Source organism: Streptomyces mexicanus, assembly GCF_902506575.1.
Classification (GTDB): domain Bacteria; phylum Actinomycetota; class Actinomycetes; order Streptomycetales; family Streptomycetaceae; genus Streptomyces; species Streptomyces mexicanus.
The window spans coordinates 3,778,540-3,790,044 of sequence record NZ_LR732544.1 but is presented as its reverse complement, the minus strand read 5'-3'; the positions used below and the strand labels follow the sequence as shown (position 1 = coordinate 3,790,044).

The following is an 11,505-nucleotide window of genomic DNA, read 5'->3' as shown; positions in this document are numbered from 1 at the left end:
TGGGAACATGAGAAGGTGCGAGAAGTGAACAGAGAAGAAAAATGGTATTGGTGTTAGTCAAAAGAGAGGGCAAGCCCCCAGGGTCAACGCGGAAGGGGTCGTCGGCAGCGTCGGATGTGTATAAGAGCCAGCTCTGCTCCTCTTCACCCTCCTCCCCCCTCTTTCCCTTCCGCTTGAACCGAAGGAACCTTCCTTGCATCCGCCACGAACCACCGGGCGGCGCCTCGGCGCGGCCCTCGCCACCGTTCTCGCCCTCACGGCCGGCGGTGTCGGACTGACCGTCCCCGCGACGGCCGCGCCCGCGACCGCCACCGTGACCGCGGGGGCCGCCGACCAGTCCGTCCCCGCCTTCCCGAAGGGCGACGTGGTGGGTGGGGCCACCGCCTCGGGCTACCTGACCTGGAACAAGACCAGCGGTACGCGCAACTGGGTGCCTGCCTCGGGCGGCGACCCCGTGCAGTGGACGCGGTACACCGCCGTCCAGGGCACCGGGGTCGGCGACCTCGTGGCCACGTACTCGAGCCCGACGGCCAAGATCACGGACATGGCGACCGGATCGACCGTCTACAGCCTCGATCTCGGCCCCTCCGTCAACGGGGTGACGTACGCGGGTTCCGCCGGCACCTCCCTGTTCACCCTGCTGCCCGACGCCGAGGGCGGCAACACGCTCCGCATGCACAGCAAGGGCGTGGCGCCGCGCACGGTCACCGACTTTCCGCCGAACGCCACCGACGTCAAGGTCGCGGCCGGGACCGCCACCGAGGCCCAGGTGACGTATACGACCGGCACCGGGACGGACACCCGGCGCTTCCTCGGGCTGCTCGACCTCGCCACCGGCGCCGTGACCGAGACCCACGAGCTGCCGGCCGCCGCCGCACGCGGCGACATCGCCGTCTCGGCGACGTACGTGGCGTGGGTCGAGTACACCGGCTCCAACGAGGCCACGGTGGTCGTCACCGACCGTTCCTCGAAGAGTGTCCGGAAGGTCGCGGTGGGCAAGGTGTGGCCCCCCGACGTGGAGATCGGCCTCCAGGGCGACTGGCTGGCGTACGGCAACCGCGGCGGCCTGGACTCGATCTTCACGTACTCCTCGAACGCGCTGACCGCGTACAACCTGAAGACCGGCGCCACCCGCAAGCTGCTCGACCACCTCACCTCCGCGGCCACCGCCCCCGACGGCACGCTGGTCGTGCGCGGCGGCACGGTCGCCCAGAACGAGGGCGTCTACCGGATCGCGCCGGACCAGGACGGCGTCCCGGCCGCCACCTTGGCGGCGAGCACGGGCGAGCCCACCCGGGTCACCCTGACCGGCCACACCGTCCCCGCCGTGATCGACCTCGACGCGGGCGGCGGCAGGGCGACGCTGGGATGGACGCTGTCCCGGGGCAACGTCGAGATGACGGTCACCCTGCGGCACGTGCGCACCGGGCAGACCCGGACGGTGTCCTTCACCGACCCGGGCACGACCGCCCGCTTCGACTGGGAGGGCGGCCTGGGGATGGTGCCCACGGGCAGCGCCTACAACGGCGACTACACGTGGTCGCTGGTCGCCAAGCCGCTCAACGGCATCGGCCCGGACCTGACGTCCTCCGGTTCGTTCAAGGTCACCCGCACCGCCAAGCCGCACGACTTCGACGACAACGGTACGCCGAACGTGCTCGCGCGGGACACCTCCGGGCGGCTGTGGAGCAGCGACACCTACCACGACCCGTACAACCCCGGCTTCTTGTCGGAGCACGAGACGAAGCTGATCGGCTCGGGCTGGGGGACGTACAACCAGATAGAGACCGTCGGCAACGTGGGCGGCGCCGCCCACGCGGACCTGGTGGCCCGTGACGGCAGCGGTGTGCTGTGGCTCTACCTGGGCCGCGGCGACGGCACCTTCGCCGGCCGGGTGAAGGTGGGCGGCGGCTGGCAGATCTACAACAAGATCACCGGCGGCACCGACTACACCGGCGACGGCAAGGCCGACCTCCTGGCCACCGACACCTCCGGCGTGCTGTGGCTCTACAAGGGCACCGGCCAGTACACGTCCCCCTTCGCCAAGCGCGTCAAGGTCGGCGGCGGCTGGGGCGTCTACAACAAGATCACCGCCGTGGGCAACGTCGGCGGGGGCGCCGCCGGCGACCTGGTGGCCCGTGACGGCAGCGGTGTGCTGTGGCTCTACCTGGGCCGCGGCGACGGCACGTTCGCCTCACGCACGAAGATCGGTGGCGGCTGGAACGCCTACAGCCACATCATCGGCATCGGCGACGGCGACCGCGACGGCCGCCCCGACCTGTTCGCCTACGACAAGAACCACAACACGACGTACTTCTACTCCGGCACCGGCAACTGGCGAGCCCCCTTCGCCACCCGCAAGCCGTCCGCCTCCCCGGACTCCAGCGGCACGTCCTACGCGTACAACCACATGGCCTGACACCCACCGCCTCCCGGCGGCACCACGCCGCTTCCCCCGGAGCGCGGACCCCGCGCACGCCGCGGCGCCTGCGCTCCGGACCGGCGCGGTGGCCACGCAACCGGACACCCACACGAAAGCCCGCAGCCGTCCTCGGAACGCTCCGAGGACGGCTGCGGCCGTCAGTGGCCTGTGCCGCTGCTGCACGCACGACAGAGGGCCTGGTGCAACTTGCACACCAGGCCCTCTGACCAGCGTCGGGGTGGCGGGATTTGAACCCACGACCTCTTCGTCCCGAACGAAGCGCGCTGCCAAGCTGCGCTACACCCCGGTGTCGCTGCTTGTCGCGGCGACGACGTTTACTTTAGCCCACTGGTGGCCGGAGACGAAATCCGGTTCTGGCGGCACGGCGGATCGGGTTCGGGCGGACGTGGTCGAGGACGACCAGGAGCAGGCCCAGGCCGTAGCAGGCGAGGCCCAGGAGGAGGGCGTTGCCGAGGACGTGCTTGTAGCCGTGGCGGGCGGCGTCGAGGAAGGGGTAGAGGTAGCGGTCCTGCTCGGTCGGGGGCAGGAGGGCGCCTCGGGTGAGACAGAAGGCCAGGTAGGCCAGGGGATAGAGCATCCAGGGGGCGGTCTGGCGCAGGTGGAGGCGGGCGGGGGCGGTCAGCAGGAGCCAGTCCAGGAGCGCGGCGAGCGGGAGCGCGGTGTGGAGGAGGTGGCCGGCCGTCGACTGCCACAGCGGATGGGTGCCGGGGGAACCCGTGATCGAGTACGGAGGCGAGGTCGCGGTCAGGAACAGGTGGTGGATCAGGGCCGCCGTCGTGACGTAGAGCGTCACCGCCCCGGTGAGCGCGGCGGGGAGCGGGCGGCGGGCGGTCCACGCCCTGCGTGCCGAGAGCGCGAGGACCAGCGCGAGCGCGATCGCCGTCTGGATCTCGACGTGGCTCAGGACGCGGAGCGGGGGGCCGGTGAGCATCTCCAGGGCGACCGCGCCGGCCGCCACCACGGCGATCAGCAGGCGGTACGCCGCCGCCCAGGGGCGGCGTACCGGGGGCACCACCGCCGCCGCCGGGACGGCCGAGGGCATGAGCACCGGCATGCCCGGGACCGCGGGGAGATCGGGGATCTCCCGAGGGAACGAGGGCGTGGCTGACTGCGGTGGCGGCGGGGGCGTGGGGGGTATCGGCGACGTCTCGGCGGTCATGCCCTCACGGTAGGAATGAGGGGGAAAGCGGGCGATTCGGGTGGGCTGGACGGGTGATGCGGGTCTTTCCTCGCCCTCGCGTCCGCCCCGTCCTTCCCGCTGGTCCCGCCGCTCTCGCCGCTTCCGTTGCCTCCGCCGCGCCTTCGCGCCAGTCCCGTCCCACCAGGGTCAGCAGCGTCGCCTCCGGGGGGCAGGCGAAGCGGACCGGGGTGTAGCGGTTGGTGCCGCAGCCGGCCGAGACGTGCAGGTAGGACGTGTGGCCCTCGGCGGTGTGCGTGGACAGGCCCTTCACGCGGTCGGTGTCCAGGTCGCAGTTGGTGACCAGGGCGCCGTAGAAGGGGATGCACAGCTGGCCGCCGTGGGTGTGGCCGGCGAGGATCAGGGGGTAGCCGTCGGCCGTGAAGGCGTCCAGGACCCGCAGGTAGGGGGCGTGCACCACGGCCATGGAGAAGTCGGCCGCGCCGGAGGGGCCGCCCGCCACCTTGGCGTAGCGGTCCCGCTTGATGTGCGGGTCGTCCAGGCCGGTCAGCTCCACCGAGACGCCCTCGACCTTCAGGGTGCCGCGCGTGTTGGTCAGGTTGAGCCAGCCCGCCTCGTCGAAGCCGTCCCGCAGGTCCTCCCACGGGTTGTGGATCGCGCCGACCGCGGGCGGGTTGCCGTTCAGGCCGTGCCGACCGCTGGCCTTCTCCATCAGGTAGCGGGCTGGGTTGCGCAGCTTGGGGCCGTAGTAGTCGTTGGAGCCGAAGACGTACGCGCCCGGGAACTCCATCAGCGGGCCCAGCGCGTCCAGGACCTCCGGGACGCCCTCGGGGTCCGAGAGGTTGTCGCCCGTGTTGATCACGAAATCCGGGCGCAGGCCGGCCAGCGAGCGCAGCCAGCGCTGCTTCTTGCGCTGGCCGCCGACCATGTGGATGTCGGAGACCTGCAGGATGCGCAGGGGACGCATGCCCGAGGGCAGGACCGGGACCGTCACCCGCCGCAGGCGGAAGGAGCGGGCCTCGAAACCCGCAGAGTAGAGAAGTCCGGCGGCCGCGACCGCCGTGATGCCCAGGGGAACTCCGTATCGCGCGCGCATGGGTCCATCGTCTCAGCAGCGCGCCGGGCGAAGGAAATTGGGCCGGGGGAGCGCGCGGCGGAGGCCGTGGCGCGCGGCACCCGTTAAATCTTCGCGCGTCGGCGTCGCCGTACCTGCGACAATCTAGCCATGACCACGCTCAAGTCGAAGCTGCAGGACGACCTCAACGCCGCGATCAAGGAGCGTGACGAGCTGCGCTCCTCCACGCTCCGGCTGACGCTCGCCGCGATCACCAAGGAGGAGGTCGCGGGCAAGGCGAAGCGGGAGCTCTCCGACGACGAGGTGCTGAAGGTGATCACCCGCGAGGCGAAGAAGCGCCGTGAGGCGGCCGAGGCGTTCGCGCAGGGCGGCCGTGCGGAGTCGGCCGAGCGGGAGAAGGCCGAGGGCGAGGTGCTCGCCGCCTACCTGCCCAAGCAGCTCTCCGACGACGAGCTGAACGCGATCGTCGCCCAGGCGGTCGAGGAGGCCAAGGCGGCGGGTGCCGAGGGGCCGCGTGCCATGGGCGCCGTCATGAAGATCGTGAACCCGAAGGTCGCCGGGCAGGCGGAGGGCGGCCGGGTGGCCGCCGCGGTCAAGAAGCTGCTGGCCGGCTGAGGCCGCCGAGGACCGCTGCGGCGTCTGTCGCCTGCTGATCAATCCTCCGCCGAGCCGGAGAACGCGCCGAAGGGGCGCCGGCTGCTCGCCGTGCGCCCCTTCGTCGTGCCTCCTGCCGGCTCTGCCGGAGGATGTGCCTCCTGTCGGCTGTGTGCCGGAGGCTGTAGCTGCTGCCGGCTCCGCGCCGGCGGCCGTACTTCCTGCCGACTCCGCGCCGGCGGCCGTGCGTCTGGGGCTGTGCGCCGGGGGCGTGCGCCGGTCGGCTCAGGCTCAGCCGTGCCTTCCGCCGTTCCCGTGCTGACCGCGGATGCCGCCGTCCTGGCCCTGGATGAAGCCCGGGGGGAAGGAGAACGTCGGGGTCGGGAAGGGGCCGCCGTTGCCGGTTCCGCCGCCGGTGCCGGTCCCGCCGCCGGTGCCCGTGGCGCCGCCGGCCGGGCCACCGATCAGGCCCCCGATGACGCCGCCGTCGTCGTCACCGGTGCTTCCGTTCGTGTCCCCGTTTCCGGTCCCCCCGTTCTCGTTCCCCCCGCCCGGGCCTTTTCCCTTGTCACCACCGTCCGGGATGTCGACGAGGTGGAAGGACGGGGAGGCTTTGCCCTGCAGGGCGCCGGTCATCGCGTCGCGCCAGATGGGGCCGGGCACGTCGGCGCCGTAGACCAGGCCGTGCATGACGCCGCCGATGCGGATGTCGGTCATCTTGACCTGCTGGGTGGCGCTGCCCACCCACACCGCGCCCGCCATGTTCGGGGTGTAGCCGACGAACCAGGCGTTCTTGCGCTCGTCCGTCGTACCCGTCTTGCCGGCGTTGTCCCGGTCGGACAGGCCCGCCTGCTGGCCCGTGCCGGAGTCGATCACGCCTTGCAGCAGGGTGTTCACGGTGTCCGCGGTCTTCTGGGACATCGCCCTGGAGCAGGTGGTCTTCGGTACGGCGAGCGGCTTCTCCTGGTCACCGACCTTCTGCGTGATCGACTCGATGGCGACCGGGGTGCAGTACACGCCGCGGGAGGCGAAGGTGGCGTACGCGGAGGCCATGGTCAGCGGGGAGATGCCGACCGCGCCGAGCGCGATGGCGGGGGTCTGCGGAAGTTTCTTGCCGTCGCCCTGCACCACGTGCAGCTTGTCGGTCATGTTCACCACCGGGCACAGCCCGATGTCGGAGATCAGCTGGACGAAGTAGGTGTTGACCGACTTCGCCATGGCCTCCTTCATGGCGTACGGGCCGTGCTCGGAGGTGCTCTCGTTCTCCACCTGGTCGTGGTAGGTGTTGGCCCACTGCTTGCCGTTGCACGCCTGGACCGGGCTCGGGTACGGCATCTTGTACGGCGAGGAGTACTCCTGCGTCGGGGGCTTGCCGCCCTCGATCGCCGCCGCCGCCACGAACGGCTTGAACGTCGAACCGGTCGGGAAGCCGAAGTTCGAGCCGCCCCGGTCGCTGCCGACCGCGTAGTTGATCTCGGTCTCGTCCTTGCCGTAGCCGTACGGCTTGGACTGGCCCATCGCGACGATCTTGCCGGTGCCGGGTTCGACCAGCACGGCCGCGGACGCCACCGAGTCGGTCTGGTAGACGTGCTGCTTGAGCGAGGCCTGCACCGACGCCTGCGCCTGCGGGTCCAGGGTCGTACGGATGGTCAGTCCGCCCTGGTTCCAGATCTTGGCCCGGTCGGCGCGCGTCTTGCCGAAGACGGGGTCGCCGAGGAAGACCTGCTCGACGTACTTGCAGAAGAAGGACGCGCCCTTGACCGCCGTGATGCAGCCGTTGCGCGGCTGGGTCACCTTCAGGCCCAGCGGCTCCTTCTTGGCCTTGTCGGCCTCCGCCTGGGAGACGTCGCCGACCTCGGCCATGCGCTGCAGCACGACGTTGCGCCGCCGGGTGGCCTCCGCCTCGTCGTTGACCGGGTCGTAGCGGCTCGGGGACTGGACGATACCGGCCAGCAGGGCGGCCTCCGGCAGGCTCAGATCCTTGGCGTGCTTGGAGAAGTAGCGCTGGGAGGCGGCCTCGATGCCGTAGGCCTGCTCACCGAAGAAGGTGATGTTGAGGTAGTTCTCGAGGATCTTCTTCTTGCCCAGGTCCTGCTCGACCTGGATCGCGTACTTCAGTTCCTTGATCTTGCGGCCGAGGGTCTGCTGGGTGGCCTGGGCGACCTTCGTCGGGTCGTCGCCGGCCTCCTCCACGAAGACGTTCTTCACATACTGCTGGGTGAGCGTGGAGGCGCCCTGGGCGACGCCGCCCTCCTGCGCGTTCTTGTTCAGGGCGCGCAGCACGCCCTTGAGGTCGATCGCGCCGTGCTGGTAGAAGCGCGAGTCCTCGATGGCGACGATCGCCTTCTGCATGTACGGCGAGATGTCCTTCAGCGGCACCACCGTACGGTCGCGGGAGTAGACCTGCGCGATCTGCCGGCCCTGGGCGTCCAGGATCGTGGTGCGCTGGCTGAGCGGTGGACGCTTGAGATTGGCCGGGATGTCGTCGAACCCCTCGACCGAGCCCTTGGCCGCCAGGCCCAGCGCACCGGCCGCGGGCAGCGCGATACCGGCCAGCACCACTCCCGCGAGCACACTGACACCGAGGAACTTGGCGGCCTGCTGCGTTGGCGACAGACCACCGCCCGAGCGCTTCTTTGGCATGAGGGCAGCCTACGTTCTCATTCGCCGGACACGCGTATATGCCTTGGCCTAAGCTGCTCTCAACTGTCACAGCGGTGCGGCCATGTGTCCCCATGTGTCCCTACGTGCGGCGGTCGCGGAAGATTCCGGGTCCCTCGGATTTCTTCCGGTGCGGTGGGAAGTCCCGGGGGAAGCGGCGCGTCCGGGCGTCGTACGGGCGTGGTCCGGGCGTGGGCGATACCTGCTCGATACGCGCTCGAATTCGCCTCGTGTGCCACCTGGTGTCCGTTGTGGTGCACCGGAAAATCCCGCTCCGGCGGGAATGTCGCGCATGTCGGCGGGTCACTCGCCCGGGTGATCTGCGGCTCACCCATAGTCCGTTCGGACCATTCAAGATTGGGCCCGCTGGGGGTGTTGCGCTGTGCCCAGCCTTCCGTAACGTCCTCAACTGGCGGCGGTGAATATGCCGCTGCCGCCGTGGGGGAGCCTCGATTCGGGAGAGGACGGCGCCGGTATGGGCTGGGTAACCGACTGGAGTGCGCAGGCGGCCTGCCGCACTACCGATCCGGATGAACTGTTCGTTCAGGGAGCAGCGCAGAACAGGGCCAAGGCGGTGTGCACCGGATGCCCGGTACGCACCGAGTGCCTCGCCGACGCGCTCGACAACCGCGTCGAGTTCGGTGTCTGGGGCGGCATGACGGAGCGGGAGCGCCGCGCACTGCTGCGCCGGCGGCCCACCGTCACCTCCTGGCGCCGGCTCCTGGAGACCGCGCGCATGGAGTACGAGCGGGGAGCCGGACTGGTCTCCCTCGACGACGAGCGGGCGTACGAGAACTACGCGGCGGTGAGCTGAGGCATCCGCCGGGGTTTCGGCCCTCTCGGGTGTCTTCGGTCCTTCGGTCTTCTCGGAGCCTGTGGGGCTGTGGGCCAGTGGCCTTCGGCCGCTCGGGTGCGCCTGGTCATTCGGTCCTGCTCGGGTGCGTACGGTCCTCGGCCCTTGTGACGTTCTCGGTCGTTGGTCCTTTCAGGTGTCCTTGGTTCCGCCGGGGTGCTCTTGGTCCGTTCGGGTGCCCGGGTGTCTCCGGTGCTCCCTGGAGCGGTCCAGATCCGCTCCCCGTGCCCTCGCCCTCTTGCGGCCTCGCCCTTTCCGGGCGCGCCCCGGGTCAGGCGCTCGGCTCGGGCAGCTCGCGGCGGTTGTCCGCGAGCCGGTTCCCGATGTCCCGCAGCCCGGTGAGGTCGTGCACGTCCCCGGGCAGGGCGGCCACTTCGGCCACCGCCACCTCCGGGTGCCGGGCGGTGAACCGGTCACGCGTGCGCTGCTCGCGCGCGAGCAGCTGCATCCGCTCGGCATGCAGCCTCAGCAGACCCGCGGTGACCTGGTCGACCGGGTCCGCGGACGCCGCGTCGGCGGACGGCTCCGGCTCCGGGGTGGCGGCGGAGGGATCGGGAGAGTCTGAACGTCCTTGCGTTTCGGGGGAGTTACGAACTCCAGCTTTCCCGTCGCCCTGATCCACAATGCGGGAGTCTTCAAGATTTTCCGCGGCGGCGAGCGCGCGTTCGGCCGACAGCTGGTCGGCGCCGCTGCCGTGGACCCGGTTGAGCACCAGACCGGCCAGCGGCATCTTCTCCGCGGCCAGCCGCTCCACGAAGTACGCGGCCTCGCGCAGCGCGTCCCGCTCCGGGGCCGCGACCACCAGGAACGCCGTCCCCGGCGCCTGGAGCAGCTTGTACGTGGCGTCCGCGCGGGTGCGGAAGCCGCCGAAGGTGGTGTCCATCGCGGCCACGAAGGTCTGGACGTCCTTGAGCAGCTGACCGCCCAGCAGCTTGCCGAGCGTGCCCGTCATCATCGACATCCCGACGTTCAGGAACTTCATCCCCGCGCGCCCGCCGAGCTTGGCCGGGGCCGTCAGCAGGCGGATCAGCCGGCCGTCCAGGAAGGAGCCGAGCCGCTTGGGGGCGTCCAGGAAGTCCAGGGCCGACCGCGAGGGCGGTGTGTCGACGACGATGAGGTCCCACTCGTCCCGGGCACGCAGCTGCCCCAGCTTCTCCATCGCCATGTACTCCTGCGTGCCCGCGAAGCCCGCCGAGAGCGACTGGTAGAAGGGGTTGGCCAGGATCGTGGCCGCCCGTTCGGGATCGGCGTGCGCCTCGACGACCTCGTCGAAGGTGCGCTTCATGTCGAGCATCATGGCGTGCAGCTCGCCGTCGCCCTCGGTGCCCTTGACCCGGCGCGGGACGTTGTCGAGGGAGTCGATGCCCATGGACTGCGCCAGACGGCGGGCGGGGTCGATCGTCAGGACGACCACCTTGCGGCCGCGCTCGGCGGCGCGCAGCCCCAGGGCCGCCGCCGTCGTGGTCTTGCCGACGCCGCCCGAGCCGCAGCACACGATGATCCGGGTGCCGGGGTCGTCGAGCAGCGGGTCCACGTCGAGCACGCGCGTGGGTGCCAGACGGCGGGTGCCGTCCTGCGCGTGCCCCGAGGAACGGTCGGTCTCCGTGGCGCGGGCCGCGTCCGGGCTCATGACACCCCCTGCATTCCCTGCTTGCGCAGCTCGCTCGCCAACTCGTACAGGCCCGCCAGGTCCATGCCCTCGGCGAGCAGTGGCAGTTCGTGCAGCGGCAGGTCCAACTCGCCCAGGACCGAGCGCTGCTCCTGCTCCAGCGCGTACCGCTCGGCGTACTCCTCGGCCTGCGCCAGCAGCGGCTCCACCAGCCGCTCGGCGCTCCCGCCGCGGCGCGCTCCGCCGAGCCCGGCGAGCGACAGCGACCGGGCGAACGCCGTGCGCGGCGAGGTCCGCAGCAGCTCCAGGTCGGTGGCGTCCAGCACCTGCGGGCGCACCATGTTCACGATCACGCGGCCCACCGGCAGGCGGGCGGCGCGCAGTTCGGCGATGCCGTCCACGGTCTCCTGCACGGGCATCTCCTCCAGCAGCGTCACCAGGTGCACGGCCGTCTCGGCCGACTTCAGCACCCGCATCACCGCCTGCGCCTGATTGTGTATCGGGCCGATCTTGGCCAGGCCCGCGACCTCGTCGTTGACGTTGAGGAAGCGGGTGATCCGGCCGGTCGGAGGCGCGTCCATGATCACGTAGTCGTAGACGAACCGCCCGGCACGGTCCTTGCGGCGCACCGCCTCGCACGCCTTGCCGGTCAGCAGGACGTCCCTGAGACCCGGGGCGATGGTGGTGGCGAAGTCGATGGCCCCGAGCTTCTTCAGGGCCCGTCCCGCGCTGCCCAGCTTGTAGAACATCTGCAGGTAGTCCAGCAGAGCCAGTTCGGGGTCTATGGCGAGCGCGTACACCTCCCCGCCGCCCGGGGCGACCGCGATTTTTCGTTCCTCGTACGGCAGCGCCTCCGTTTCGAAGAGCTGTGCGATGCCCTGGCGGCCCTCGACCTCGACGAGGAGCGTCCGCTTCCCCTCCGTGGCCAGGGCCAGCGCGAGGGCGGCGGCGACCGTCGTCTTTCCGGTCCCGCCCTTGCCGCTGACGACCTGGAGCCTGCTCACGTCTTCGAGCGTAACCAGTCCGCGCGCCACTCACGCGGGAGGCTGTGGACAACCGGCGGTGTGGTGGGGTTCGGGGCGTGGCCGCCGAGGGGGTGCCGAAGGCCTCGGAGTGGCGCCGCGGGGAGCCC

7 protein-coding genes, 1 tRNA gene and 1 pseudogene are annotated in these 11,505 nt (G+C 70.8%); 3 read left to right on the top strand and 6 right to left on the bottom strand.

The window, feature by feature from the left end:
* The first annotated feature begins 193 nt into the window (after positions 1-193).
* Complete coding sequence (locus GV126_RS16870; protein WP_159667415.1) at positions 194-2,419, top strand: FG-GAP repeat domain-containing protein; 2,226 nt, start codon at positions 194-196, stop codon at positions 2,417-2,419.
* Between the two features lie 236 nt (positions 2,420-2,655).
* Here the strand turns inward: GV126_RS16870 and GV126_RS16865 are convergent.
* The 3 genes and pseudogenes from GV126_RS16865 to GV126_RS16855 form a co-directional block, all read right to left on the bottom strand.
* Positions 2,656-2,729 (bottom strand) — tRNA-Pro (locus GV126_RS16865).
* A 33-nt stretch (positions 2,730-2,762) separates the two neighbouring features.
* Positions 2,763-3,602 carry a Pr6Pr family membrane protein gene (locus tag GV126_RS16860; protein ID WP_185946698.1) on the bottom strand — a complete coding sequence of 280 codons (840 nt, stop codon included), beginning with the start codon at positions 3,600-3,602 and terminating at the stop codon, positions 2,763-2,765.
* 151 nt (positions 3,603-3,753) lie between these two features.
* Positions 3,754-4,677: pseudogene (locus GV126_RS16855) on the bottom strand (metallophosphoesterase); the annotation flags it as partial.
* A gap of 129 nt (positions 4,678-4,806) precedes the next feature.
* Here GV126_RS16855 and GV126_RS16850 point away from each other — a divergent pair.
* Entirely contained in the window at positions 4,807-5,271 is a 465-nt protein-coding gene (locus GV126_RS16850) for a GatB/YqeY domain-containing protein (protein WP_159667412.1), read from the top strand.
* A gap of 270 nt (positions 5,272-5,541) precedes the next feature.
* Here the strand turns inward: GV126_RS16850 and GV126_RS16845 are convergent, their stop codons facing one another.
* Positions 5,542-7,893, bottom strand: a complete 2,352-nt coding sequence (locus tag GV126_RS16845) for a transglycosylase domain-containing protein (protein ID WP_159667409.1) — start codon at positions 7,891-7,893, stop codon at positions 5,542-5,544.
* A gap of 493 nt (positions 7,894-8,386) precedes the next feature.
* Between GV126_RS16845 and GV126_RS16840 the strand changes: the two genes are divergently transcribed.
* Positions 8,387-8,725, top strand: coding sequence for a WhiB family transcriptional regulator (locus GV126_RS16840; RefSeq protein WP_028421041.1), 339 nt, complete (start codon positions 8,387-8,389; stop codon positions 8,723-8,725).
* A 310-nt stretch (positions 8,726-9,035) separates the two neighbouring features.
* Here the strand turns inward: GV126_RS16840 and bagB are convergent, their stop codons facing one another.
* Positions 9,036-10,394, bottom strand: coding sequence for an ATPase BagB (bagB, locus tag GV126_RS16835; protein WP_159667406.1), 1,359 nt, complete (start codon positions 10,392-10,394; stop codon positions 9,036-9,038).
* Positions 10,391-11,377: an ATPase BagA gene (gene bagA / locus GV126_RS16830; protein WP_159667403.1), complete on the bottom strand. Its 987-nt coding sequence runs from the start codon at positions 11,375-11,377 to the stop codon at positions 10,391-10,393. The genes bagB and bagA overlap by 4 nt, the downstream gene beginning before the upstream one ends.
* Positions 11,378-11,505 lie beyond the last annotated feature (128 nt).

Coding starts and splice junctions, on each gene's coding strand:
- GV126_RS16850 (WP_159667412.1), top strand. CDS start 4,807: ATGACCACGCTCAAGTCGAAGCTGCAGGACGACCTCAACGCCGCGATC.
- GV126_RS16845 (WP_159667409.1), bottom strand. CDS start 7,893: ATGCCAAAGAAGCGCTCGGGCGGTGGTCTGTCGCCAACGCAGCAGGCC.
- bagB (WP_159667406.1), bottom strand. CDS start 10,394: ATGAGCCCGGACGCGGCCCGCGCCACGGAGACCGACCGTTCCTCGGGG.
- GV126_RS16860 (WP_185946698.1), bottom strand. CDS start 3,602: ATGACCGCCGAGACGTCGCCGATACCCCCCACGCCCCCGCCGCCACCG.
- GV126_RS16840 (WP_028421041.1), top strand. CDS start 8,387: ATGGGCTGGGTAACCGACTGGAGTGCGCAGGCGGCCTGCCGCACTACC.